This window comes from Martelella alba (assembly GCF_006516955.1).
Lineage (GTDB): Bacteria > Pseudomonadota > Alphaproteobacteria > Rhizobiales > Rhizobiaceae > Martelella > Martelella alba.
In genome coordinates this window covers 57,023-83,743 of the sequence record NZ_VHLG01000009.1, presented here as the reverse complement: position 1 = coordinate 83,743, position 26,721 = coordinate 57,023, and the positions used below count along the sequence as shown (strand labels likewise).

Sequence of the window (26,721 nt, the reverse complement as noted above, 5' to 3'; positions counted from 1 at the left end):
GAGAAAATGATGGAAGATGTGAAGAAGTGGTATCTCTCAAAGACTGTGTGGGGCGCCATGATTACAATTTTAGCGTCACTGGCGAAGATTGGCGGTGTTGACGTCGATGCGGGTATACAGACTGAAATCTTGAACTCGGTCATGGCTCTTGTCACTGCAGGAGGCGGTCTTCTGGCGCTGTTCGGGCGGATTTCCGCGACCAAGTCTCTCAAGGCCTAGTTTCCGGGGGTGGCGTAAGACAAAGGAACCGTCATTCTTGGCAAGTGACCTTGAGGATCAGACCGGTCTCAAATGCGCCGCCCCAACCCATAACAACCAGCCCGTTGTAGATACCAGTTGCAATGTAAGCTATTCATTCACCATTCAGCCTGTTTTTGATAGACCAGATGATGAATAGAGACGTTCCTGTGCCGGGTTTAGATTTTTTGCTTAGAGACAGCCGTGCGATGAAAAAGTTGATCCTGCCCGTTATCTTGGTGGGTGCCCTTGTCCCGGGGCAAGCATGCCTGGCTGCTGATTGCGGCAAGGCGGCATCGGCGGTGGTGTCGAGCACTGGCGGACAGCTTCTGTCGGCTGTACCGACGGGGGATGGTACCAAATGCGTGGTTACGGTGATCGTCAATTCGAATGATGGCAGTCCGCCGCGCAAGATTTCACGAACAGTTCCGGCGAATGGGGCGGGTTGATCTGACGGCCCACATTATTTGCTGGAGGAGGAAGCGGTCGTTACATGCGAATTCTCGTTGTAGAAGATGATACGAATCTCAATCGTCAACTGGCCAGCGTCCTGAAGGAAGCCGGTTATGTCGTTGATGCTGCGTTTGATGGAGAGGAAGGGCATTTTCTGGGCGAGACAGAGCCATATGATGCGGTCATTCTGGATATTGGTCTTCCCAACATGGATGGCGTGACCGTTTTGGAAAGATGGCGATCCGCCGGACGGAACATGCCTGTGCTGATCCTGACAGCACGGGATCGATGGAGCGATAAAGTTGCTGGCATTGATGCCGGTGCGGATGACTATGTTACCAAGCCATTTTACACCGAAGAAGTGATGGCGCGGATCAGGGCGCTTATCCGGCGTGCTGCCGGTCACGCTTCAACCCGGCTCACCTGCGGACCGATCGAGATTGACGTCAAGGCGTCCAAGGCGACGATGAATGGCAATCTTCTGCGCCTGACCTCTCACGAATATCGCCTGCTCTCCTATTTGATGCATCATCAAGGAGAGGTGGTTTCGCGCACCGAACTCACCGAGCATATGTATGATCAGGACTTTGATCGTGATTCCAATACGATAGAAGTTTTTGTTGGCCGGTTGCGAAAGAAGGTCGGAGCGGAGTGGATCGAGACGGTTCGCGGGCTGGGCTACAGGATGCAGCCGCCACAATGATGCGTATCAGATCACTCACATCACGATCTCTGGCTTTGACCACTTTCTGGTGCGTCGTGGCCCTCGTCGTGATCGCATTTGTGATCTCAGCATTGTACAAGCAGGCTGCGGAGCGGGGCTTTCGCCAATTGCTCCAGGCGGAAATGTATAATGTTATCAATTCGGTCTCGATCAATCATAAAGGGGAGCTTGCGGGTTCACCTCAACTGGGTGATTTGCGCTATCAGCAGCCGTCGACGGGATGGTACTGGGTCGTGGATCCGCTTTATGCTGAAGGCGCTCGCTCGCTGACATCCCCATCTCTGGGCAGTGGAAGCCTACCGACGGCTGCTGACGCAGTCCCCTATGATGGTAACTTTCGACGCAGCTATGTCGTTCACGACGGCAAGGGGAATAACCTCACGGTTCTTGAGACAACCGTCGTCCTTGATGATGATGGGCGAACAGCTCGGTTTCGGGTTACCGGAAACCGCAAGGCAGTCGAAGAGGATGTTCGCTGGTTTTCAAGAAGGCTCTATCTTGCGCTTGCTCTTTTCGGTGTTGCGAGCATTCTTGTGAATGCTCTGGCTATTTTGTGGGCGTTGAAACCGCTTGATGAAACCCAGCGCGCCTTGAGCGAGATTTCGGAAACCGGCGAAGGAAATCTGGCCGGAGCGTTTCCAGCGGAGATCCAGCCGCTTGTCGATGAGATCAATGCGCTCCTTGCCAACAATCGTGCAATCGTCGAGCGGGCGCGGATGCAAGTCGGCAATCTTGCCCATTCGCTGAAGACGCCCATTGCTGTGCTTGTCAATGAAGCGCAGGAAATGGATGAAAAGCAGGGTAAGTTGATTACGTCTCAGGTTGGAGTGATGCAGGCACAGGTGACGGCCTATCTCAATCGCGCCAGGATTGCTGCTCAGTCAGAATCGGTGCTGACACGTTGCGATGTCTTGCCAACGCTTGAACGTCTCAGGCGTGTGATGCGTCGCCTCAATCCCGATCTGGAATTCGAGCTTTCCTGCGATGAAAAGCTTGTTGCGATGACGGAACAGCAGGATCTGGAGGAAGTCATTGGCAATCTTCTCGAAAATGCGGGCCGTTTCGCTACAGAGAAGGTTTCGATTGTGGCAGGCTACCTCGAAGAACGGCAGGGTGGGCACGACAAAAGTTGGATAGAGATTCGCGTGGAAGATGACGGGCCCGGCTTGACGCCGGACCAGATCAAACGTGCTATGAAGCGTGGTCAGCGCCTTGATGAAAATGGTCCCGGTGCGGGACTTGGTTTGTCGATCGTTGATGACATTGTGAATGCTTATGGTGGTTCGTTTGAACTTTCAGGTTTGGCCGGAAGCGGGCTTAGGGCTCGTGTGGTTCTGCCGGGCAAGCGCATCTGATAGCCTTATTGGCGCCATATCGGATATCTACCACCATTGTTGAAGGGCTTCGCTTTTCACGACCCGATATGAGCAAACGCAATCGGCGTGCGTTTGTGCTCCAGATCATTGGTTGCGCCGGCTGAAGCGATCATGACGTGAAGCAATCCATCTGTGCTTTCTTCCTTTTGCTTGGACTTGCCGGCTGTTCAACGGTGCCGGCTCCCAATGTTTCGATCCCACACATTACGGTAGGTTCTTCACAGAAAGCGGGTTCAGGATCCGTTACGCTTGATGATGCCTTGCTGCGTCGGTCAGGCGTTTCTTTAAGCGGTGCTGATTCAAAGAAGGCAATTGAAGCGGAGTATTACGCATTGGATTCTGCGCCAGCCGGAGAGGATGTGCCCTGGCAGGGCAACCAGGCATCGGGGAGTGTGTCCGCCGCCTCGCCTTACCGTGTCGGGGATGAGGAGTGCCGCCAATACACCCATAAGATCAACGCCAATGGTACGCAATTTGTCGCGCGTGGAGCGGCATGTCGTAGTGACGCTGGTTCGTGGGTCGCGCTGGACTAAAGACTGTGATTTAGTGGCTGCAGTGACTTTTTCGTGTGTTGGAAAAAAACGTTTCCTGACGTAGCAAAGGGCATGTTGTTTTTCATCGCGGCTCTACTGTTGGTTTGTTTCACCGCTTCGGCGGTCATGCTGCCGTTTTTTCGTTCAACAGGGCACCTTGGGGTGATGCCCGTCCATCATCGTCAGCGATTGTTTGCCGATCAACTTCAGCAGCTTGAGGACGATCTGGCACGTGGTGCCATTGATGTGGCCGAATATGCAACGACGCGGGCTGAGGTCGGTCGGCGATTGATCGCTATCTCACGCGAGGACGGCTCCAAGGTAGCGCCCGCTGAAGGCAAAAGCCATTTTGCTGCTGCACTTTCGATTGTCGTGCCTGTGATCTTGCTGGCCGGTTTTGGCTATCTGCTCTTTGGAGCACCGCAGATGCGGGACATGCCGCTCAATGCGCGACTTGCCGCCGAGAATCCCGATCTGCCCATTCTGATCGCGAAGGTCGAACGTCATCTGGCCGACATGCCGCAGGACGGGCGCGGGTGGGAACTCATCGCACCAATTTATTTTCGAGAAGGCGATTTCGACAAGGCCGAAATAGCCTATTCTAGGGCGATCGCTATTCTGGGGCCGGATGCAGATAGGTTGACCGGCGCTGGCGAGGCACTTGTTGCCGCGGCATCGGGTGTCGTTACGGATCGGGCGCTTGAATTTTTCAATCAGGCATTGGCATTTCCCGGCGATCACTTCCGGGCGTCTTTCTATCAGGCTCTGGCGGTTGAACAAAGTGGTGCGCATGAGAAGGCGCTTTCTCTGTTTATGGCCATGAGGTCGCTTCCACAGCCGTCTGAGCGCTGGAGCGCGCTGGTTGATCAGCATATTGCATTGAATGAGGCGGCGGTTGTTTCCCCCGGAACGCAGGATATGCTGGGGAATGCGCCATGAAGCGAAAGCAGAAGCGCCTGATGGTCATCGGTGCCGGCCTCTCTTTTATCGCGGTTGCGATCCTGCTTGTTCTTTTCGCGCTCAGCCGTTCGATTTCGTATTTTTATATGCCAGCCGATCTGCGCTCAAATCCGGTTTCTTCTGACACGAGGATACGGCTTGGCGGACTGGTCGGGGCAGGCTCGGTTATCCGCGACGAAGGGCGGGTAGTGCACTTCGAAATTACTGATGGAAGCGATACGATCGAGGTGCGCTATACCGGTATTCTGCCGGATCTGTTTCGCGAAGGGCAGGGGGTGGTGACGGAAGGGTATTTCGATAGCAACGACGATATCTTCATTGCCGACACTGTTCTGGCCAAACATGATGAGAACTACATGCCGAAGGACGTGGCCGATCGCCTGAAGCGCGACGGTGTGTGGGAAGGCGACAAAAAGGAGGGGTTGTGATCACCGAGCTGGGACATTTGTCATTGTTCCTCGCGCTGGCCGTGGCGGTTATCACTATGGTGATGCCGATGGTCGGCGCTGCTTTCGGCAATCGCAATTGGATGGCTATTGGCAGCAGTGGCTCGCTTGTTATGTTTGCGCTGGTTGCAACTTCGTTCTGCTCCCTTCTCCACGCATATGTTACGTCCGATTTTTCTGTCAGGAATGTCTGGGAAAACTCACATTCGCTGATGCCTCTGATTTACAAATTTACAGGTGTTTGGGGCAATCATGAGGGGTCGATGATGCTATGGCTGCTCATCCTGTGCTTCTTCAGCGCCCTGGTTGCCGCTTTTGGTCATGGGCTTGCTCCTGATCTGAAGGCACGCGTCCTCTCTGTGCAATCAGCTATTGCCTTGGCCTTCCTTCTCTTCATCGTCTTCACATCCAATCCTTTCATCCGACAGTTTCCTGCCCCGGCAGAAGGTCGAGACCTCAATCCTGTGCTGCAAGATCCCGGGCTGGCGATCCATCCACCACTTCTTTATCTGGGCTATGTCGGGTTTTCTGTTTGCTTTTCATTTGCTGTAGCCGCGCTTATCGGCGGTCGACTTGATTCGGCATGGGCGCGTTGGGTTAGGCCGTGGGCGCTTCTGGCCTGGATGTTCTTGACGCTCGGCATCGCAATGGGGTCGCTTTGGGCCTATTATGAACTGGGCTGGGGCGGATGGTGGTTTTGGGATCCGGTTGAGAACGCCTCTTTCATGCCCTGGCTTGTCGGTACGGCGCTGCTGCATTCTGCCATTGTCATGGAAAAGCGTGAGGCGCTGAAGGTCTGGACAGTGCTTCTGGCTATCCTGACATTTTCGTTGTCACTGCTTGGGACGTTTCTTGTGCGTTCGGGCGTACTAACATCTGTCCATGCTTTTGCTACCGATCCGTCCCGTGGCGTTTTCATTCTAGCCATTCTGACAGTGTTCATCGGCGGATCCCTGGCGCTCTATGCATGGCGGGCGCCTGGGCTCAAGCAGGGTGGCCTGTTTGTACCGATCTCGCGTGAAGGGGCTCTGGTCTTCAACAATCTGGTGCTGACGGTTGGCGCCGGCACGGTGTTGACCGGAACCCTGTATCCGTTGGTTTTGGAGAGTCTGACGGACAACAAGATCTCCGTCGGAGCCCCTTTTTTCAACCTGACTTTTGGTACGTTGATGATCCCGCTTCTGCTTGCAGTGCCTTTCGGGCCGATGCTGGCCTGGAAGCGCGGAGATCTTGCTGCTGCTGGCCAGAGGCTTTTTGCTGCGGCGGTTCTGGCGCTTATTGGTGGCGCTGTTGTCGTTTATCTCAATTCTGGAGGGCCGCTTCTGGCGGTGCCGGCCGTGGCGTTGGCTGCTTTTCTCATTCTGGGTGCTGTCAGCGATCTTTGGTATCGCGCTGGTTTCGGTCGATTTTCCCCTGCTGTTTCTTTATCCCGCCTCGCCGGTTTGCCGCGGTCGGCTTTTGGTGCCGCATTTGCACATATGGGGCTCGGCGTAAGTGTTCTCGGCATCGTTATTGTCAGTCTGTTCGCCTCGGAGAATGTGCTGGAGATGCAGCCCGGCGATAAAGTTGATATTGGCAGCTATCAAATCACCTATCTACGCAAGGAGCCTGCACGGGGTCCAAATTTTGTCGAAACGCGCAGCTATTTCGATATCAGCAAGCGTGCTGGTGCCGCTCTAGGTCAGATTTATGCGGCAAAGCGTGTTTATCTTGCGGGCAATATGCCGACGACAGAGGCTGGCATGCTGACCCGTGGGGTTAGCCAGATCTATATCTCGCTCGGAGATCAGAGCAAAGATGGAAAGACTGTTGTCCGCATCTGGTGGAAGCCGGGTATCCTGCTGATCTGGCTGGGAGCCATCATTATGACGGTTGGTGGGGGGCTTTCGCTTGCTGACCGGCGCCTTCGGCTCGGCGTACCGCAACGGTCCAAGGCTGGGTGTTCGCCAAAGATACTTGGTCGTGGTGACGGTATGGAGGCGCAGCCGAACAGTAAGGGAGATGTCGCGTAATGCGTTTTGTTCTTGTCCTGCTGTTTCTGGTGCTCGGCATAGGCTGGCCGCTTGCTGCAGTCGCGGTCAATCCAGACGAGATGCTGAGTGATCCCGCACTCGAACGTCGTGCTCGTGCGATATCCGAAGGGCTGCGCTGTATGGTCTGTCAGAATCAGACCATTGACGATTCCAATGCTGATCTTGCCCGTGATTTGCGGGTGTTGGTGCGTCAGCGGCTTGTCGACGGTGATTCTGACAAGCAGGTGGTGGACTATATCGTGTCGCGCTACGGTGATTTCGTCTTGCTGAAGCCGCGTCTGACGAGCGAGACGGTACTCCTTTGGGGCGCCCCCCTTTTGTTGCTGGTCGCTGGTATCGGCTTCATCGTTTTCAGACGTCGCAGACTAGTCGATGAAATGAACCCTCTTAGTGTTGCTGAAGAGGCGGAGTTATCACGTATTCTTGAACAAAATTGATGGTAAAATATAAAAATACGTTTCATTACCAAACCGTCATTCAGTGGACAGTCTTTTGTAATCTCGTTTTTTGTATATTTACCTTATCCAATAAGACGCTTCGTTGAAGAAACGTTACTGAGAGGAAAAGGTAGTCCAACATGATTCACCAGAAAAATGAACGCCTGAAGTTCAAGCCGCTCCTGAAGGCTTCGGCCGCGGCTGGCGTTGCCGCCGTGCTTTTCTCTGCTGGTGTTCCCGTCGGAGTCAATCAGGCGCTCGCGGATCCAATTCACGTCGATGCCCCTGATGTTCCCGGTTTTGCCGACGTCGTGTCTGCAGTGTCGCCAGCCGTTGTATCTGTTGTTGTAGAAAGCAGCGTCAAGCAGGTTTCTCAGAATGACGGCTTCTCCTTTGGCTTTGGTGGTCGCGGTTTTGATGATCTGCCGCCGGACAGCCCGCTGAGAAAGCTGTTCCCCGAGCTTGGTTCGCCGAATGCGCCGCCGGTCCCCTCCCAGCGCAAGGGGCATCCGCGTCCGGTTGCTCAAGGCTCTGGCTTCTTTGTTTCGGATGACGGCTACATCGTCACCAACAACCATGTTGTCAAAGAAGGCGATTCGTTCTCTGTGGTGATGAGTGACGGCACGGAATATGATGCCAAGCTCGTTGGAACTGATCCGCGCACAGATCTTGCCGTTTTGAAGGTCGATGCCGACAAAAAGTTCACCTATGTTCAGTTCGCCGATGACAGCAAGTTGCGTGTTGGCGACTGGGTTGTTGCTGTCGGCAATCCCTTCGGCCTTGGTGGCACGGTTACCGCAGGTATCGTTTCAGCGCTTGGGCGCGATATTTCCTCCGGCACCTATGACGACTACATTCAGGTTGATGCTGCTGTGAACCACGGTAATTCCGGCGGTCCGACTTTTGATCTCAACGGCGAGGTCGTCGGTATCAACACGGCTATCTTTTCGCCTTCGGGCGGCAATGTTGGCATTGCATTCGCCATTCCGGCCCATATTGCCAAAAATGTGGTTCAGGAACTCATTACCGATGGTTCTGTCAGCCGCGGCTGGCTCGGTGTTCGTATCCAGCCCGTCACCAAGGACATTGCTGAATCGATTGGTCTGGCAAAGCCCGAGGGCGCTATGATCGCGGAGCCGACAGAAGACAGTCCAGGCGCCAAGGCCGGCCTCGTCAAGGGTGATGTTGTCACGGCTGTCAATGGCGATGTTGTCAAGGATGCCAGTGATCTTTCCCGCAAGATCGGCAGCATGCAGCCGGGTGATGAAGTTGAACTTTCCGTCTGGCATGACGGCAAGGCGAAAACGATCACGCTCAAACTGGGCACGTTCCCCGCCGATAGCCAGCTGGCATCGACTGACGGCAGCACGGACAATGGCTCTGCCACTGGTTCCGACATGCTGATGAAGCGTCTCGGAATTACTGTTCAGCCTTCCGATGACGGTCAGGGTGTCACGGTGACCTCGGTCGATCCGAATTCTGTTGCCGCTGACAAGGGGATTGCGGAAGGTCAGAAGATTCTGAGTGTGAACAACGCCGATGTTGGTTCGAGTGATGATGTTATGAAACAGCTTCAGGCTTCTGCCGACAAGGGGCGCTCTCAGGCTCTGTTCCAGGTCGAGACACAGAATGGAACAAGCTTTCTGGCATTGCCAACTGATGACGAAGACAAGGGTTGATCAGGCCTAATCGTGAGGCTGGCAGGTGTTGATTTCGCCTGCCAGCCCGGTTTGTCATGACATGTCGGTCGACTGCACAACGGTCACGGCAAAGAGCAACAGGGGAAAACTCCATGAACGCGACTGAAAGTGGTGCTGCATCTTGTAACCAGGCTTCGCAGGGCGCTATTGTCGCCGACATGCGTGTTCTTGTTGTTGAAGATGATCTTGAGGCTGCGGCCTATCTGACGAAAGCCTTTCGCGAGGCTGGCATCGCCTGTGAGCATGCCGGTGACGGCGAGAGCGGCCTCTTTATGGCCAGTGAAAACGACTATGACGTTTTGATTGTCGACCGGATGTTGCCGCGCCGCGATGGCCTTTCACTGATTGCGGCCTTGCGGGAAACGGGGAGCCATACACCGGTTCTGATTCTTTCCGCGCTTGGTCAGGTTGATGACAGGGTTACCGGCCTTCGCGCAGGTGGCGACGACTATCTGCCGAAGCCCTATGCCTTCAGCGAATTGCTGGCCAGGGTTGAGGTGCTGGGGCGGCGCAAGGGCGCGCCGGATCAGGATGTGATGTATCGGGTTGGTGATCTTGAACTTGATCGCCTGTCGCATGAAGTTCGCCGTGCTGGTCGCGAGATTTCGCTGCAGCCACGTGAATACCGGCTTCTCGAATATCTGATGAAGAACGCCGGTCAGGTGGTAACGCGCACCATGCTTCTGGAAAATGTCTGGGACTACCATTTTGATCCCCAGACCAATGTTATCGATGTTCACGTTTCGCGTTTGCGTTCCAAGATCGAAAAAGACTTTGATAGACCCCTGCTGAAGACGATTCGAGGCTCGGGCTATATGATCAAGGCAGACTGAATGGGCAGATTACGCCTCCTGTTGCGGTCGACGGCTGTAAAGCTGTCGATCATTTACGTTGTGCTGTTTGGACTGTGTGCTGCCGTGATGGTCATCTATGTCACAGCCGTGTCCGAACGCCTCGTGGTTCACCATATGCGCGATTCGCTGGAAGAAGAGATCACGCAGATGCGCGATACTTATCAGCGTGGTGGCATGCGCCTGCTCTTCAGTGTGATTGACAGGCGGGCGCATCAGCCCGGTGCGAATATCTATGTTCTTGCCAGCCCGCAGGGCGAAGTGCTTGCCGGAAATGTCGCTTCCATCCAGCCTGGCACGATCAATGAAACGGGCTGGATCGATCCTCCTTTCAGTTATGAGCGTTTTTCGGAGCCTGATCGGCCCAGCCGGGCAAATGTTGCCACGGGCTACGTCTTTGAGTTGCAAAACGGCATGCGTCTGTTGATCGGGCGCGATCTCGGAGATCCGGAAGAATTGCGGCTGATCCTTAAGCAGGCCTTGCTGCTTGCGCTTCTCATCATGGGCGTCGGAGCGCTGATCATCTGGCTTGCGATCGGCAGGACCGCGCTTCAGCGCATCGATGGCATGTCGAGTGCGAGTCGCAAGATCATGGCCGGCGATCTTTCGCAGCGGCTGCCGGTTTCGGGGTCCGGTGATGAGTTCGACCGCCTGTCGGATTCGTTGAATGTCATGCTCGAACGTATCGTCAAGTTGAACGAGGGATTGCGGCAGGTCTCCGACAATATTGCCCATGACCTCAAGACGCCGCTGACACGGCTGCGCAACAAGGCGGCAGATGCCATTGCCGAAGAAGATGAGCAGCTACGCAGACAAGCGCTGGAAGGGATCATTTCCGAATCAGATCAGCTCATTCGCACCTTCAACGCACTTTTGATGATCTCGCGTGTCGAGGCAGGATCCTCGGCGGCGGAAATGTCTGAGATTGACCTTTCCGCCATCGCTACGGACAGTGGCGAACTTTACGATCCCGTGGCTGAAGAGGCCGGATTGCAGCTGGTCTGTGAGATTGAGAACGAATTGCAGATTTCTGGCAATCGCGAACTGATCGGTCAGGCAATTTTCAACCTTTTGGACAATGCGATCAAATACTCGTCCGATTGCTCGAAAACAGGCGTATTGAGGTTGGTCCTTCGCCACGATGAAGACATGGCCGCGCTGATTGTTGCTGATGATGGTGCCGGGATACCCTCCGCACAGATGGATGAGGTCAAGAAGCGTTTCGTCCGGCTGGACAGCAGCCGGTCAAAGCCGGGAACGGGGCTTGGCCTGTCGCTGGTGGAGGCTGTTGCGGAAATGCACAAGGGCGAACTGTCATTGGCGCCAGCCTCCCAATTCTTCCCCGAAATGCAAGGATTGGCGGCCATCATCAAGTTCCCGCTCAAGAAAGCCTGATGCCGCGGCCTTTCGTCCGGGCTTGCCTTTGTGCTGACAAACCGCTCTAAAGCGGCATGGACTGTTCCGTGCTTTCGCATCTTTTGCTCGACGAGGACGGTGCGGTTTGTGCTGAGGGAGGAGGCTTGCATGATGTTGCCAGGAGAAGCGTGTCTGGGCAGACGCGCGGAGCCATTGATCCGTCCGTTTGGTGATGACGCGCTTGAGAAGGCCTCAACGGTCCTCAACGAAGCCGCAGCAAGGCTCGATAAGCCCGGCTTGGCCGATCCGGCTACCCCTCTTTTTGCTTTTCTCGGCGCGGCTCTTTCACTCTCTCCCTATCTTCTCGATACATGTCGCAGCGATCCGTCTGTTCTGACTTCAATAGACATGCCAGTTGCTGCGCAACTCGACGCCTTGATCCTAGAGGCGCGTGAGGCATGGCGCGAGGGTGATGGCAATGCCAGCGAGGCGCAGCTGATGAGCCGCCTGCGCCGGGCGAAGCGCCATTTTGCCTTTCTGGCTGCCCTGGCTGATCTGGATGGGCTCTGGCCAGCCGAGAGGACCACATCTCTTCTGAGCCGGTTCGCCGAGGCTGCCGTAGCGTCAGCTATGGATCATCTCCTGCGCGCCGCAAACGATGCGGGAGAGATGATGCTCGCGCATCCTGACCGTCCTTCGCTTGGCTCAGGCGTTGTCGTACTGGGCATGGGCAAGCTCGGTGCTGGTGAACTCAACTATTCCTCCGATATCGATGTCGTCGTCTTCTTTAGTCCCGATTGCCCGGCGGTGCCCGATGCTGACCGGTCCCTTGCTTTTTTCCCGCGGATGATGCGGCGTTTTGTACGGATCCTGCAGGAGCGCACGGGCGATGGCTATGTCTTCCGCACTGATCTTCGTCTGCGCCCTGATCCAGGGTCCACGGCCTTGGCTGTGCCCGTCGAGGCTGCGCTTGTGTATTATGAAAGCCGCGGTCAGAACTGGGAACGTGCCGCCTATATCAAGGCGAAACCGATTGCTGGTGACCTTGCTGCCGGAGAGACTTTCATCCGCGAGATGACGCCTTTCATCTTCAGAAAATATCTCGATTATGCCGCGATTGCCGATATTCATGCGATCAAGCGGCAGATCCACGCGCATAAGGGCTTCGGGCTCGTCGCGGTGAACGGACACAATGTCAAGCTTGGGCGTGGCGGTATTCGCGAGATTGAGTTTTTTGTTCAGACCCAGCAGCTGATCGCCGGTGGCCGCATGCCGCAGCTTCGCCAGCGGCGCACGATTGACGCGCTCGAAGCACTGCGTGAAGCGCGCTGGATCGACGGGGCGACCTGCGACGAGCTGTCAAAAGCCTACTGGTTTTTACGCAATGTCGAACACCGTATCCAGATGGTACGTGACGAGCAGACCCATGTGCTGCCGGAAGGCGATGACGAGCTTCTGCGTATCGCCTTCATGCTGGGTTTTGAAGGTGTCAACGCCTTTGCCGAAGCGCTTCTGAAAACGCTTAAGACCGTTGAAAAACGCTATGCCCGCCTTTTCGAGCGGGAGGAGACCCTGTCGTCGGAGACAGGAAATCTGGTCTTTACCGGCGAGGAAGACGATCCCTCGACGCTGGAAACGCTCTCACATCTTGGTTTCGAACGCCCTTCGGATATTTCCCGGATCATTCGCAGCTGGCATTACGGGCGGTATCGCGCAACCCAGTCGACCAAGGCGCGGCAACGGCTGACGGCGTTGATGCCGGCACTGCTGAAAGCCTTTGGCGAAAGCCGCAGGGCGGATGAGGCGCTGCTTCGGTTTGACCGGTTTTTGTCCGGTTTGCCGGCTGGCGTTCAGCTTTTCTCCCTGCTGACCAACAATACCAATCTGCTGCGGCTGGTCGTGGAGATCATGTCCGCAGCGCCGCGGATGGCTGAAATCCTAGCCGCAAGGCCGCATATCCTCGATGGTATGCTGGATCCGGCTCTCCTAACCGAACTGCCGACGAGAGATTACCTTTCCAGCCGTCTTGAAGCCTTTATGAGCGGTGCCACGCTTTACGAGGAGCGCCTGGACCGGTTGCGCATTTTTGCGGCTGAACAGCGTTTCCTGATCGGTATTCGCCTGATGACGGGGGCAATCAACGGTTTTGCCGCCGGTTATGCCTTCACCACACTGGCGACGTTGGCCATTGGTGATGCTCTTGAGGCCGCAGAGGCAGAGATGGAAGCAGCACACGGGCGTGTCGCCGGTCAGCGCGTGGCGGTGCTGGCGATGGGAAAACTCGGAAGTGCAGAACTCACGGCGGGCTCCGATGTCGATGTGATCGTACTTTACGATTGCGATGATCCGCTTTCGATGTCCGACGGTGAAAAGCCGCTTGATGTGACACGTTACTTTGCACGCCTGACCCAAAGACTGGTTGCCGCCCTGTCCGCGCCAACTGCCGAAGGTGTTCTCTACGAGGTGGATATGCGGCTGCGGCCATCGGGCAATGCCGGGCCGCTGGCAACGCGCCTGGCTGCCTTTGAAAAGTACCAGAAGAATGAAGCCTGGACCTGGGAGCATATGGCTCTTTCACGTTCGCACCCGCTTTGCGGCGACGCTTCATTGCTGCGAGACGCCGGTGCAGTGATTGATGACGTGCTTTCCAAACAGCGTGACCCGAAGAGCCTTGCTTTCGATGTCGCCGATATGCGCGCCCGGATCGGTCGGGAGAAGCCTGCAAAGAGCCTGTGGGATCTGAAACTGGTGGATGGCGGGCTGATTGATATCGAATTTCTGGCGCAATATAGCCGGCTCAGTGCCTGTGACCAGGATGGCGGTAAGACGGGCGATCGCGATATTTTGTCAACTGACGGTATGCTGGAGCAGTATGGGGAATTGATCATGTCCTTTGAGGACGTTTCGGTCTGCCGCAATGCGCTGCGGCTCTATACCGATCTGTCGCAGCTGACACGCGCCTGCCTGCCATCGGGGTTTGACCCGGAGGCGGCGCCATCAGCTTTGGTCGAGCGGGTCTGCCGCATCGCTGACCAGCCTGATATCGGTATGGTCGAAGCCTTGCTGAAGGATACGGGCGAGGCTGTTCGCAGCATTTTCCTGAAAACACTTTCAGTGTGAGCCGGGGACGCCGGTGTGACGGTAGAGGTTGCGCGAACCGGTGATCAGTGGGCGTTGGTGGCGGTGTTGATGGTGCGGCGCATCAAAACGCCGGGCTTCATGGCAACAGCCGCTGTGGTGGCGACAGCCACGCGGTTGGCGCCTGCTTCCTTTTGTGCCATTTCCTCGATGATCGCCTGAAGCGCCATGCCGCCTGCGTGAATGTTGCGAGCGTAATCCTGCACCTGCACATTATCCTGCTTCGTAGCTGCCATCATGATCTCGCAATAGCCAACCACGGTTGTCAGTTCAGTGCGCATGGCATGTGTCAGACGCTGTTCTTCGGTTCGCTCGGCAGTGACAGGCGAGCGGCTCAGTGTGAGGGCTGCCTTGAGACTTGCGGCTTCCTGCTCAAGGCGACGCTTGGCGCAGGCGAGTTCGTTGACCGTTTTGCGCAGTCGGTCCTGAACTGATTGCAGCCTGTTCTGGTTGTCCTTGAAGCGCGTGATGTCGGTGCCGATGGAGATTGTTTCGCCGGAGGGCAGACGACGCTCATCAAGCTGGATCCAGCGCCCCTGCGTCGTCTGGGTTTCAGCGAAGCAATTGCCGGCCCCAATCCCGGTCATGCGGTTCTGCCGAACAACAACCGCTGACGTGGCCGTTTCGGAAAGCTCTTCTCGCGTGAGCCCGGAAAGGTCGCGTCCGGCGCCATAGGCGGTGCGGAAGTGGGCGTTGGCGGCAAGCAGTCGGCCATTGCGGCCCCATATGGCCACAGATTGCGGAACAGCCTCAATGGCAGCGGAGAGCATCTGCCCGCTGCATGCAGCCGTATCGGCCGCACGGCCGGCCGTGACGCGGAAAATGATCCCTGAAATGCTCATCCGTTCGTTAAGCGTGCTCAACTGAGCGCGGATCGCGAAACGGACATATCGGTCATCACGCTGGCGAAAGCGGATGGTGGCGTCAATCCGTCCGGTATCTGACGGCCCCAGAAGCGTCTTGATCGCGCGCCGGTCGTCGGGGTGAATATGCGCGAGAAGGCTGCGCAGGCTGCGCGGACCGGCGCTGCCCTGAAGGCCGAGTGCCTCCAGTGCCGAACTTGCGAGCGCGATGGTCTTGGCTTCTGCATCAAAGGTCCACAGGCCTGCTTCACCGCCTGCAAGCATTGTTTCACTGTCATTGCGATAGCGCGAGAGCGCCTGCCCATTGCGTCCTGCACGGTCGAGCTGGGCATAATAGGCATAGGTCAACACGATCAGCAGCAGGGCCGTGGCTGCAAACAGCGTGACATTCATGTTCATTTCGGTGCGCCATGCGCCAGCCGCAGCGCCCTTGGCATGGATGGCCATCACCATGGCGCCGTCATTGCCGATCAGGTGAAGAGAGACGATATGCTGCGTGCCGTCGATCACGGTTTCGAGCGCGCCGCTATTGCCGACCTTTATATGTCTGGCGGCAGCAACGGCCGGAAGCAGCGTGGCGAGGTTGTCGCCGATATAGGAGGTGCCGCTATTGCTGGCGGCGAAGACCGTCCCGTCTGTATCGATCAGCAGCAGGGCTGTGTCGGGGTTGATATCGGCAATGCTCATGAGGGCCTGAAGGTGAGCCTTGGCCGCATCGGTGTCTCCCGGCCGGAACATATCGGCATGTTCGGAGAATGCGGCATAGGCCATGGTGGCGACAAGTTCGGTCTGGTTCTGGATTGTCGTCTGCAGCTGGCCATGGCTTTGCAGCAGCGTCAGCCCGCGTGTTGTCGCGACAGCAATCAGAAAGGCGATGATCAGGATCGGAATGGCACGTCGAAGTGCTTTTTCGATCATGGGCGGGTCAAGCGTCAGGACGTTCGCGAACGGACCCGAATAGCTGTCTGCAAAGCTGTCCGCTGCACGGTTATCTCCGAATTGCGGGCGCAATCCCTCGTTGAGTGTGGCGCGAAGCCGCACATCCGCTTTTTTCATGACGCTGATCCCTCGTGTGATTCGCGAAGCCGCTCTGCGAACCTGCCCTAATGAATCAAAACCGATTCGGCTTGTCCAGTCATGATCATCAAGCTTTTGTTAACCATATATATAAAAAGGAAAATTTGTAATCAGCAAAAACGAAGCTGAAATCAGCCTGGCCGAATTTGCGGCGGCCAGGCTGAATGGGTGGACTCAAATGCACGAAATTGGCAAGTCCGGAATCAGTTTTTCAACATGCGGTTGACAATATCGCGCAGGTTGCGGGAGAGGTCCTTTGCTTCCGCTATACGTTCGATGGCCGAGCGTGCCCGTGCCCTGCGGATTGGCTCCAGCGTCTCGAAGGAGCGCATCGAGGTCATCAGCCGCGCCGTCAGGTTGGGATTGCGCTTGTCCATGTCGAGCAGGAAATCGGCGAAAAAGTCGTAGGCAAGCCCGTCAGCGCGATTGAAGCCGGTCGGGTTGGAGGCCGCAAAAGCGCCGATCAGCGCGCGCACGCGGTTCGGGTTGCCGATATTGAAGGCTGCGTCCTTCATCAGGCCCTTCACCCTTTCCAGCGCCTCTTCACCGGCAATGCCTGCCTGGGCCGAGAACCACTTGTCGAGAACCAGCGGTTCGCCGGCAAAGCGGGTGCGGAAATCGACAAGCGCTTCCTTGGCTGCCGGTGTATCGGCAAAGCCGGTCACCAGAATACGCAGCGCCCCGATCAGGGCCGTCATTGAATTGGCCTGCTTGTAGGCGGCAAGGATGGGGGCGGGATCGCTGTTCAAGCGTGCCTGATAGGAAAGCGCGATATTGTGCAGGGCGCGCCGTCCGGCGCTTGCTGCGTCAGGGCTGAAGGCCCCGGTGTCGCGCATGTCCTCGGCAAGGCGGGCAAACAGGTCGCCGCCGGCTTTGGCAATAGCCGTTGCCAGGATCTGCCGCGCCTCACGCACGGCCTCGGGATCGACATTTTCGCCGAGCTCACGAGCGACGTCGGTTTCCGAGGGCAGGGTGAGTGCCAGCGCCCGGTAGTCCGGCTCCAGCGTTTCGTCCGTGGCAAAGGCCAGCAGAACCCGGGCGACGGTTTCGTCGGCCTTTGCGGCTTGTTCATCCTGAACGGCACGGCTCATCTGGCAAAGCGCCTGAAGCGCAAGGCCATTGGCCGCATCCCAGCGCGCCACCGGGTCGGTTTCGGAGCGGGCGATCAGGGCGCGCTCCGAAACCGGTTGATCGTATTCGACGCGCACCGGTGCGGAGAAATCACGGTTTAGCGAAATCGCAGGCTTGCTGGCGATGCCTTCAAACACAAAGGTCTGGCTGGTCTTGGTCAGGTGCAGCACATCGTCCGTGCGTTCGCCGCCCGAAACGGAAACGGGCTCGATTTCCTCACCATTCGCGCCAATCAGACCGGTGCGGATCGGGATATGCATCGGCTTCTTGTCTGTTTGACCGGGCGTTGGCGGGATCGACTGGCCAAGGGTGAGCGACAATGTCTTTGCCGACGGATCATACTGGCTTGTCGCGGTGATCACGGGTGTTCCGGCCTGATGATACCAGAGCGAGAACTGGGTGAGATCGCGTCCGGTCGCATCCTCGAAACATTTCAGATAGTCCTCGATCGTCACCGCACCGCCGTCATGGCGCTCGAAATAGAGGTCCATGCCCTTGCGAAAACCGTCGCGGCCAATCAGCGTGGCGATCATGCGGGAGACTTCGCAGCCCTTTTCATAGACCGTCGTTGTGTAGAAATTGTCGATCTCGAGATATTGCGTCGGGCGCACCGGATGGGCGAGCGGGCCGCCGTCTTCGGGAAACTGGTTGGCGCGCAGGAAGCGTACTTCATTGATGCGGATGACCGGTCGCGAGCGCTGATCTGCGGAAAACTCATGCTCGCGATAGACCGTCAGACCTTCCTTGAGACTGAGCTGGAACCAGTCACGGCAGGTGATGCGGTTGCCGGTCCAGTTGTGGAAGTATTCATGCGCCACAACGGCTTCGATGCGCTCATAGTCATCGTCAGTCGCCGTCTGCGGATCGGCGAGAATCAGCCGGTCGTTGAAGACGTTCAGTCCCTTGTTCTCCATGGCGCCCATGTTGAAGTCCGAAACGGCGACGATCATGAAGATATCGAGGTCATATTCGCGGCCGAAACGCTCCTCGTCCCAGCGCATGGAGCGCTTCAGCGAGTCCATCGCATAGCCAGCGCGGCCTTCCTTGCCATGCTCGACATAAATCTCAAGCTTCACGTCGTGGCCGGACGCGGTGACGAAGCGGTCCTCGATCCTGGCCATATCGCCTGCCACTAGCGCAAAGAGATAGGAGGGCTTGGGGTGCGGATCGTTCCACACCGCCATGTGGCGACCGTCGCCGAGGTCTTTCTTCTCGATCAGATTGCCGTTTGACAGAAGCAGCGGCTCCGTCTTCTTGTCGCCGATAATCGTTACCGTGTAGACGGCAAGAACGTCGGGCCGATCCGGGAAAAAGGTGATGCGGCGGAAGCCTTCCGCCTCGCACTGGGTCGAATAGGTGCCATTGGTGCGGTAGAGGCCGAGAAGCTGGGTATTCGCCGTCGGGTTGATGCGCGTCGTGACACTCAGTGTGAAGGCCGCTTCTGCCGGCAGGCCGGAAATCACGAGCCCGGAAGCGCTCTGCTGGTAGTCTTCGGTTGAAACTGGCTCGCCGTCGACGGCAAGGTCGACAAGCGTCAATGCATCGCCATCAAGGGGAAGCGGCGCGTCGGCTGCGGCGCCTGGACGGCGATGAAAACGGAGCTGGCTCTTGACGGTGGTCGCCGTCGCTCCCAGTTCGAAAGCCAACGAAACTGTCTCAAGAACGAAGTCGGTTGGTCGGTAGTCCTTCAGATAGACCGGTTGTGGCGTATCCGTTTTCATCATCTTACCTCTTTCAGTCATCATGCGCGCATATGCGGTTGAGCGGTAACAAAGACCTGATCGCGCCTTAAGGCAAATATTTCCTTTTTTGCCGGGCGGCAACACTGCCAATCGGTGCCAAACTGAGATATTGAGGAGCCTTCCACTGCGCTGACATGCCGCCGGCGAGACTGCCTCTTCCAAACGAATGCTTTTCCCATGATCGAAGATCAAAATGACAGTTCCGTTCGCGGGATTGTACTGAAGCTCCTTTCCGTGCTTGCCTTTCTTGGTATGCAGACCTGCATCAAGCTCGCCGGAAGTGGCATCATGCCCGGTGAAGTGACCTTCTTTCGCTCCTTTTTCGGTATAGCGCCGATCATCATCTATCTGGCCTGGCGCCGGGAGCTGAGGGGCGCCTACAGTACGAAGTATCCCTTTGGCCATTTCAAGCGCTCACTGCTTGGTATCATCTCCATGGGGATGGGTTTTTACGGACTTATGGTGCTGCCGCTGCCCGAGACCATCGCGCTTGGCTATGCTTCGCCGCTCCTCTCTGTCGTTTTCGCCGCTCTGCTCCTGGGGGAGGTCGTCCGCATCTATCGCTGGTCGGCCGTCGCGATCGGGCTTTTCGGGGTGATGATCATCTCCTGGCCAAAGCTGACGCTTTTCAGGGAAGGTGGGATGGGGTCGGAGGAGGCGCTTGCCGTTGTTATGATATTGGCCGGCGCTGCTCTCGGTGCGCTGGCCATGATTCAGGTGCGCAAGCTGTTGGCGACGGAGAAGGGGCCGACGATTGTCATCTACTTCTCGTCTTTTGCCGCGTTGATCTCGCTTCTGACACTGCCTTTTGGTTGGGAAGTGCTGCCCGTCAGGCCGACCGTGCTGTTGATCTTTTCAGGCCTTTTCGGCGGTGTTGGCCAGATCCTGCTGACTGAATCCTATCGCTATGCTGATGTTTCGACGATTGCCCCTTTCGATTATTCGTCGATGATCCTCGGAATTGCCATTTCCTACGTCATTTTTGGCGAATTCCCGACCATGCCGACCCTTGTGGGCTCGGTCTTCGTCATCGGGGCGGGCATATTCATCATCTATCGCGAGCACAGCCTGGGGCTTGAACGACGCCGGCAGCGCAGCATCGTGCCTTCGCAAAATCCGCACTGAGAAGGTTCGATCTCAGCGCATCCTGTCTCAGCCGTTGGTGCCGTTATCGGTGATATCCGTGGCAACCGGCGGTTCCGGAATTTCCTCGCTATAATCAACAGCGATACTGCCGGCCGGATCGGTGCCGCGCAGCGGCAGAGAGATCGGGTAGAAGTCTGATCGTTCTTCCGGTGCAACGCCCGGATTGCCCTTCCACACGCGCCATGCGGTGTATCCGGCATAGGCGGCAAAGCCAATGGCCAGATACCACAACAGGCCGCTCGGGCCGACCAGCTGCATTGCGCCACCGGCAACCGGCGGTCCGGCGACGGTGCCGAAGCCATAAAGGATCATCATCGACGAGGAAATTGTCAGATATTCGGTCGGATCGGCACGGTCATTGGCGTGGGCGACGTTGAGCGAATAGATCGGGTAGAGCATTGAGCCGACGAGAAAGGCGAGCCCGTAGAGGACTGGCAGCGACAGACCGCCAAGAATGATCATCAATACGCTCACCACCGTACCGACCACGCCGCAAGCAATCATCAGATAGCGCCGGTCGAGGCGGTCGGATATCCGCCCGATCGGAATCTGCGCCAGGGCACCGCCGGCAAGCACGAAGGCCAGAAGCGTTGCACCCTGTCCGGTCGAAAGGCCGCTATTGGTGGTGTAGACGCCACCAAGGCCGCTCCAGGTGCCCGACAATATGCCGGCAAGGATGGCGCCGACAAAGGCGGCAGGAGAGCGGCGATAGAGCTTCTTCAGGCCGAATTCCACATGGGCGATGGGAGCGGGCGACTGTGCGGTCGACAGCGCAGTGGGCAGAATCGCGATGGAGAAGATGATGCCGCAGACGATGAAAAGCACGGTCGTATTGGGATCGCCAAGTGGCACCAGATATTGTCCGAGGATAGGGCCGACGAGCGCCACGATCATATAGACGGCGAAGATCGTGCCGCGCGTTTCATTGGTGACACGTTCATTGAGCCAGCTTTCTATGATCAGATAGCAGCCGGCAATGGCAAAACCGGCCATACCGCGCAGCAGCAGCCAGGCCTGCCAGTGGACATAAAGCGAGCTCGCAAGAATCGATACTGTCAGCAGCGTGATCAGTGCGCCAAAAACCCGCACATGGCCGACACGTGCCACCAGCATGGGTGTCAGGACACAGGAAAGCGTGAAAAACAGCGTGTAACCGGTCGCTGTCATGGAAATGAGGAAGGGTGACCACCCTTCCGCCACCGAGCGGACCGGAATGAGGTAATTCATCAATCCATAGCCGACCATCATCAAAAAGGTCGAAAACATCAGACTCGTGATCGAAATCAGACTGGCGAACATGGGAAGCCTCATTGGCGCCGTCCCGCGGCGCATCCATCGATCCAGGGCGCTATCGCGTCGGACTGCTTGGTTTTCGGGCGCTATAAACAGTTCGGCAGCGCTCTTCAAGCGTTGCGACCGCAGCAATGGGGGATTTGCCTTTTATCGTTTCTATGGAATAAGCGTTACATGTCTGACATTCTTTATCGTCATAATCTCTATGCAGTTGTATTTGTTTAGATTTATGACCTTACGCGTGCAAATTGAACATGCCTATTCCGATTTCTTCCATAGCCGGTCATCCATTGTTTTTGCCGGCCATCGCAGCCTATGGGAATCGGCTGAAAAATGTCTATGACGAAAACCAGCGTCTGGCTGCGAATTTTGCCTTCCATCGGCGCTGGCTGATTTCGATGGCGGCGCTTAGCCTCTATTGGCAGCCGGGAAACAATCTGACGGCCGGCGCGCTGATCGCCAGGGTCGGCGCTTTCAAGATTGCCAGTCCGAATACGGTGCGTGATCTTTTGGATGAGCTGGCAGCCTACCAGTTCATCAGGCCGGATGAGACCCGGCCAGGCCAGCGACCGCGTTACTGGGCGCCTTCCGATGCTGTTCTTGCGGCCATGACCGCCTGGTTTGCTGCAAATCTACAGGTTCTGGACGTGTTGGACGGGGGAGCCCGGGCGCCGCGCTTCCTGGCGCGGCCCGAGCTTTTGCCTGTGGCTCAGCCGCTTCTCGCCGAATATTGCATTGAGGATGCACGCTGGCGTGAGCCACCTGAAAATGTGGGGCTTCTCCTGCGCTCAACTTCGGGCGGTCTGGTGATGGACCAGATCATGATCCTTCTGGGGGACAAACAGTGCGTTGATGGCCGCTATCATATTCCGGCGCTCGATACACGAGATATGGCAACGAAAATGATTATTTCGCGAACCCATCTCCAGCGCACGGTCAAGAAGGTCGTTGAGGCGGGATGTATTGGCTGGCTGGGAAAGTCGTTCGATAGCGATATGTGGGTCGATGCGGCCTATGTGAAGGATTATTGCGGCTGGCAGGCCGTCAAATTCCACTATGTCGACATGGCCTTCGAGCAGGCATTGGGGTGACGCTTGTTCAGGTGACCCTGAAATTGCCGTCTTTCACATTTTTCTATGCTGGGTTAGAAGAATGTTAATTATGTCGCGAAAGACATTCTGAACCGGTTTGCCGCATCATTGTTTTAAGCGGGTAGCAAAAGCGGGTCGGAAAGCTTTCGCCAGTATCGGCTGAGCGGAGACAGCAACGGCATCCGGCCAGAGGTTGACAGATGATGAGATCAGACATGACCAGCACAGACGGAACCCCCGGCGGTATGCGCGATACAATCGATGCTGCCCCTGAAACGGTGGTCATCACTGCACTTGACGGGCGCATCGAGATCGCCAACGAAGCCGCGATCCTTTTGTTTGGTCAGACTGAGGAGCGTTTGCGGGGCATGATGATTGCCGATCTTTTCGCCATGGAATATCGCGATCAGATTCAGCAGTGTCTGGAGCGGGCGGGGCGGCCGGCATCCGGCTACCAACTCGAGGAATTTGAGGTTCGCACGGCGCGCCCACCGATCCGGGCCGTCAAGGTTTCTCTGGCGCGGATGAAGCATCGCGAGGGGCTATGCGTTATCGTTCAGGCGGCGCCTATGCCTCAGGGCCTGTCGGCTGTCACCGAGAGCGAACCGGAAAAGCCTTCATCTGTGTGGGTTTATAATCGCGATGCCAGGCAGAATGACGCTGTGCAGCAGGTCAGTGCGAAACCCGCACCGGTATCTGATGCGACAGGCATCAACAGCTCAATTGTTCCGGACAAAGATAGCGCTAACATAGCCGCAAAATCACCGTTGCCGTCACTGGACCGGGCGGTTGAGGCGCCAGTGGCGCGAGCGCCGATGCCGGATATCGGCCGCGACGATGCTCTTTTTGCGGCCAGCACTTCGGAAACTCCGGCATCCCGGCAGGCAGAGCCGCCGCGACAGCCCGCATGGTCTTCTGCGGCTCTGGGGGTAAGCGAACCGGTGCCGCGCAAGGTCGCCCAGGAAGCCGCTGCCAACCGTGCTGCCGCGTTAAAGGAAGCCTGGGCCAAGGCCGAGGTTGCCCAGCGTACAACCGCTCCGCCGCCGCAACTATCGCGCCGCGGGCCTGCTGAACAGCGTGATCTCTATGCTGAATTCGAATCCGTGCGCGAGCAGAAGCGCAAGGTTAGCGAATTGCCCAAGGTCAAGCCTGCCAAGGCTTTGCGGAGTTCATTCGAGGCGCACCGGCTTGCTGCTGCCGGCGAATGCGTTCATCTCGTCGCGCGTATTGATGACGGCATTGGCGATATGGTCGTTGACGAACTGGCATTGCGGCCGCTGTTCGATTTGCTGATTGAGAGGCTTATCGCTGTAAGCCCGCTCTATTGTGACGCTGAAATCACGATGGATCCGGTCGGCGATTATGGTTTTGTCGCGCGTTTCAAGGATATCGGTCGCGGACTGAGCGAGGACGAGCTGGCTCTGGTTGGCGAGCAGCCGGACCTTTCGACCGGCTTTTCCCATACCGCGATTGCACGGGCGCGCGTGGCCGTGGACCTGCTTGGCGGACGGCTTGCAATCGACACCGCGATTGAAAAAGGTACGACGATCACCGTGACACTTGACGCTTGACCGGTTCGCCGAGGCGGGTGCTTGCACGCGCAAAAACAAAAAGAGCGAATGCCGAAAGCATCCGCTCTTAATTTGGAGTCATTACGCGGGCCAAGAAGTGCTGTTGGTCTTCTCGCCCGATCAGGGCATCGACACACAAGATGCAGTCTCTGTCGATCCTGCGGCTCTGACAAATCACCCAACCAGGGAAGATGGTCGATTTCCGTGCCGTATTTCGTGCAGCCCTATTGCATCCGTATGACAGCTAAATACTGCGACTGCCGTCAAACAACAACATCTGCAAAGTATGGCAGCTATGTAAACTTTGCATGACGCAGCCCGAATTGAACGGGCAGCGAAAACTTGTCAGGCGCCGATGGCGCGCTGGCTCGGCCGCGAAATGCCGGCATCGTGGTGGCGGTCTGCGCGGCAGAAACCTTTTGCGATTGCCCGGTCGATACCGCGCTGGCCATGATAGCCATTGGTCGAGCGGCCGAGTTCAAGAGCAAGCCTGTTATTCTGCATGCGAGATACATCCATATCTTCTAAAGGTCCCATTGCCTTGGTTCCTGTTCATCACATCCTCCCAAGACACATTTCCTATATGAACCTCTTCGCCTGCATCAGCAATGTGACCTGGCGAAACGCAGCCATGCGCCATTTGCATGACCATGTCGTGAAACAGTCGTTTTGATCAAAAAAAGCGCATTTGCAAGGCGAAATTGCCTTACTTTCAAGCGATTTCGCTCTGGAAGCGCTGAAGGTCCCGCCAAGCCAGCTTCTTGTTCGTTGGGGCTGCCAGCAATTCGGAAGGGGCGAGTGTGGCAAGCGCGCGAAATTTCATGCTCCCGATTGTGATGTCACGCAGCTCACCGCGCAGGTCAAACACGGTCTTGTCGCGGTCGATCAGCAATCTGCTGGCAAAGTTGCCAAGCAGCAAAAGGTGTTTTGGCTCCGCCAGGGCGATCTGCCGTTCGATGAAGGGACGGCAGATTTCCGCCTCGGACATGGTCGGGCTTCGGTCACCTGGCGTGCGCCACGGAATCGCCGTCGTCAGCGCGATGTTTTCGCGCGACAGGCCGATGGCGGCTAGCATGGCATCGAAAAGCTGACCAGCGCGCCCGGACAGCGCCGCGCCGGCGCGGTCATCATCGCCGTTCGGAAAACCGCAGATCATCATGATGCCGGATGGCGCGGCGGCATCAAGGCAGATGGTGGAGCGGGCGTTGTGGCGCAGATTGCAGCTGGCAAAGCTGGAAAGCGCCTGTTTGAGCTCCCCAAGCGAGCGTGCGCTCTCAGCAGCGAAACGCGCATCGGCAATTGCCCGGTCGTCGGGAATCGTTGCCGGATCACTCGGTATGGCGCTCGCCGCTGAACCCTGCGGTGCTGCGCGTTGCGGGGCAGGCGGGCGCTGGGCTTCTGTGGCCTCAGGCTGCCGCGCCGGCGGCACTTGCCGATGGCGCGGGGCAGCGGGGGCTGGCTGCTCCGGCTTCAGCGCGGTCAGATCGACGGGCAGGTCCTCGCACAGAATATCGACCCCCGAATCAGCATAGAAATGCATCAGGGCTGCGAGTTCTTCAGCTGCGAGTTGCTCCGCTGTCATCATCGATCGGTCGGCAGGTCCTCATGCAGTCGCTGCATGGCTCGAATTGGCATTGCTTAAATTCCGCGCGCGGCGCCACCATCGACGCGCACAAGGCTTCCGGTAACATAGCTTGCCGGCTTGGAGCAAAGAAAGGCTGCGACGGAAGAAAATTCGTCCACACGTCCGAGCCTTGCCGCAGGAATGGAGGCGAGCGAAGCCTTGCGAACGTCTTCAATGCTGCTACCGGCTTTCTCGGCATTGGCGTGGTCGAGTTCGTCGATGCGGTCGGTGTGAATCCGGCCTGGCAGGATGATATTGGCTGTCACACCGCTGGCGGCGATTTCGCTCGAGAGCGTTTTGTTCCAGCCGACCAGCGCCGAGCGCAGCGTGTTTGACAAAGCAAGGTTGGGTATAGGCTCGATCACGCCTGAAGAGGCAACCGTCAGGATCCTGCCCCAGCCGCGCTGCCTCATCTCCGGGACGACGGCATTGGTGAGTGTGATAAGGCGCAGAACCATGGCCTGGAAGAAGCTCGTCAGCTTTTCCGGGGTCATATCGGCAACGCCGCCTGGCGTCGGTCCGCCGGTATTGTTGACGAGAATATCGATCTGGCCGAGTTTTTCTTTTGCCGCCGCCAGAAGGGTTTCAACGAAGCCGCCATCATAAAGATCAGCAACGACATAGTCGGCCTTGCCCTTGGTGGTCTCATTGATGCTCCGGCAATTGGCGGCCAGCCTGTCGCCCGTGCGCCCGCACAGCAGAACATGAGCCCCTTCCTTGGCAAGCGCCTCGGCAATGCCGGCGCCAAGACCGCGCGAAGAGGCGAGCACGATCGCTTTCTTGTCGGCGATTCCGAGGTCCATGGGATGTCTCCTTATTGTTCTAGGGGCCAGCCATCGGCTGGCTGTCGGTCGTTTGGTCGCTACATTAACCGCCCCGGAGGGCGCACATCAATCAGAATTGGGCGCAACCATGTGTGCCTGATCAAACTTGTCTGTG

Annotated in this window: 21 protein-coding genes; 15 read left to right on the top strand and 6 right to left on the bottom strand. The window is 57.1% G+C overall.

The genetic code is table 11. The features are described from left to right. Positions 1-9: 9 nt before the first annotated feature. The 12 genes from FJU08_RS13960 (at position 10) to FJU08_RS13900 (ending at position 14,226) form a co-directional block, all read left to right on the top strand. Positions 10-219, top strand: coding sequence for a hypothetical protein (locus tag FJU08_RS13960; protein WP_141149632.1), 210 nt, complete (start codon positions 10-12; stop codon positions 217-219). Positions 220-730: 511 nt separating this feature from the next. After that, entirely contained in the window at positions 731-1,393 is a 663-nt protein-coding gene (locus FJU08_RS13950; RefSeq protein ID WP_141149630.1) for a response regulator transcription factor, read from the top strand. Then, complete coding sequence (locus FJU08_RS13945) at positions 1,393-2,769, top strand: ATP-binding protein (protein ID WP_141149721.1); 1,377 nt, start codon at positions 1,393-1,395, stop codon at positions 2,767-2,769. The genes FJU08_RS13950 and FJU08_RS13945 overlap by 1 nt, the downstream gene beginning before the upstream one ends. Before the next feature lie 137 nt (positions 2,770-2,906). After that, complete coding sequence (locus tag FJU08_RS13940) at positions 2,907-3,323, top strand: lipoprotein (RefSeq protein ID WP_141149629.1); 417 nt, start codon at positions 2,907-2,909, stop codon at positions 3,321-3,323. A gap of 72 nt (positions 3,324-3,395) precedes the next feature. After that, complete coding sequence (gene ccmI, locus FJU08_RS13935; RefSeq protein ID WP_210245232.1) at positions 3,396-4,262, top strand: c-type cytochrome biogenesis protein CcmI; 867 nt, start codon at positions 3,396-3,398, stop codon at positions 4,260-4,262. After that, entirely contained in the window at positions 4,259-4,711 is a 453-nt protein-coding gene (gene ccmE, locus FJU08_RS13930) for a cytochrome c maturation protein CcmE (RefSeq protein WP_141149627.1), read from the top strand. Before ccmI ends, ccmE begins: the two co-directional genes overlap by 4 nt. Further along, a complete protein-coding gene (locus FJU08_RS13925; protein WP_141149626.1) occupies positions 4,708-6,741 on the top strand; it encodes a heme lyase CcmF/NrfE family subunit in 2,034 nt (677 codons plus the stop codon). Before ccmE ends, FJU08_RS13925 begins: the two co-directional genes overlap by 4 nt. Further along, positions 6,741-7,199 (top strand): cytochrome c-type biogenesis protein, encoded by a 459-nt coding sequence (locus tag FJU08_RS13920; protein WP_141149625.1) that lies wholly within the window; start codon positions 6,741-6,743, stop codon positions 7,197-7,199. The genes FJU08_RS13925 and FJU08_RS13920 overlap by 1 nt, the downstream gene beginning before the upstream one ends. Before the next feature lie 140 nt (positions 7,200-7,339). Next, positions 7,340-8,878 (top strand): Do family serine endopeptidase, encoded by a 1,539-nt coding sequence (locus FJU08_RS13915; protein WP_141149624.1) that lies wholly within the window; start codon positions 7,340-7,342, stop codon positions 8,876-8,878. Positions 8,879-9,057: 179 nt separating this feature from the next. Beyond that, the gene (locus tag FJU08_RS13910) at positions 9,058-9,732 is read left to right on the top strand and encodes a response regulator transcription factor (RefSeq protein ID WP_210245234.1); all 675 of its coding nucleotides are present in this window, start codon (positions 9,058-9,060) and stop codon (positions 9,730-9,732) included. After that, positions 9,733-11,145, top strand: coding sequence for a sensor histidine kinase (locus FJU08_RS13905; RefSeq protein WP_141149623.1), 1,413 nt, complete (start codon positions 9,733-9,735; stop codon positions 11,143-11,145). A gap of 129 nt (positions 11,146-11,274) precedes the next feature. Then, positions 11,275-14,226: a bifunctional [glutamine synthetase] adenylyltransferase/[glutamine synthetase]-adenylyl-L-tyrosine phosphorylase gene (locus tag FJU08_RS13900; RefSeq protein ID WP_141149622.1), complete on the top strand. Its 2,952-nt coding sequence runs from the start codon at positions 11,275-11,277 to the stop codon at positions 14,224-14,226. A 44-nt stretch (positions 14,227-14,270) separates the two neighbouring features. On the opposite strand, the gene FJU08_RS13895 is transcribed toward FJU08_RS13900, so the two are convergent. Further along, a complete protein-coding gene (locus FJU08_RS13895; protein WP_141149621.1) occupies positions 14,271-16,163 on the bottom strand; it encodes a hypothetical protein in 1,893 nt (630 codons plus the stop codon). A 224-nt stretch (positions 16,164-16,387) separates the two neighbouring features. Then, positions 16,388-19,036 carry an aminopeptidase N gene (pepN, locus tag FJU08_RS13890; RefSeq protein WP_141149719.1) on the bottom strand — a complete coding sequence of 883 codons (2,649 nt, stop codon included), beginning with the start codon at positions 19,034-19,036 and terminating at the stop codon, positions 16,388-16,390. 198 nt (positions 19,037-19,234) lie between these two features. Here pepN and FJU08_RS13885 point away from each other — a divergent pair, with 198 nt between their 5' ends. Beyond that, positions 19,235-20,182, top strand: a complete 948-nt coding sequence (locus tag FJU08_RS13885) for a DMT family transporter (RefSeq protein WP_141149620.1) — start codon at positions 19,235-19,237, stop codon at positions 20,180-20,182. Between the two features lie 27 nt (positions 20,183-20,209). Here FJU08_RS13885 and FJU08_RS13880 read toward each other — a convergent pair whose 3' ends face one another. Then, complete coding sequence (locus FJU08_RS13880) at positions 20,210-21,502, bottom strand: MFS transporter (RefSeq protein ID WP_141149718.1); 1,293 nt, start codon at positions 21,500-21,502, stop codon at positions 20,210-20,212. Between the two features lie 248 nt (positions 21,503-21,750). On the opposite strand from FJU08_RS13880, the gene FJU08_RS13875 reads away from it, so the two are divergent. Both FJU08_RS13875 and FJU08_RS13870 read left to right on the top strand, forming a co-directional pair. Further along, positions 21,751-22,587 (top strand): hypothetical protein, encoded by an 837-nt coding sequence (locus FJU08_RS13875; protein ID WP_141149619.1) that lies wholly within the window; start codon positions 21,751-21,753, stop codon positions 22,585-22,587. Between the two features lie 215 nt (positions 22,588-22,802). After that, positions 22,803-24,158, top strand: coding sequence for a PAS domain S-box protein (locus tag FJU08_RS13870; protein ID WP_181409852.1), 1,356 nt, complete (start codon positions 22,803-22,805; stop codon positions 24,156-24,158). A 345-nt stretch (positions 24,159-24,503) separates the two neighbouring features. On the opposite strand, the gene FJU08_RS22780 is transcribed toward FJU08_RS13870, so the two are convergent. The 3 genes from FJU08_RS22780 to FJU08_RS13860 form a co-directional block, all read right to left on the bottom strand. Then, a complete protein-coding gene (locus FJU08_RS22780; protein ID WP_181409851.1) occupies positions 24,504-24,662 on the bottom strand; it encodes a hypothetical protein in 159 nt (52 codons plus the stop codon). Between the two features lie 208 nt (positions 24,663-24,870). Continuing rightward, complete coding sequence (locus FJU08_RS13865) at positions 24,871-25,743, bottom strand: uracil-DNA glycosylase (RefSeq protein ID WP_141149617.1); 873 nt, start codon at positions 25,741-25,743, stop codon at positions 24,871-24,873. A gap of 53 nt (positions 25,744-25,796) precedes the next feature. Then, the gene (locus tag FJU08_RS13860) at positions 25,797-26,585 is read right to left on the bottom strand and encodes an SDR family oxidoreductase (RefSeq protein ID WP_141149616.1); all 789 of its coding nucleotides are present in this window, start codon (positions 26,583-26,585) and stop codon (positions 25,797-25,799) included. Positions 26,586-26,721 lie beyond the last annotated feature (136 nt).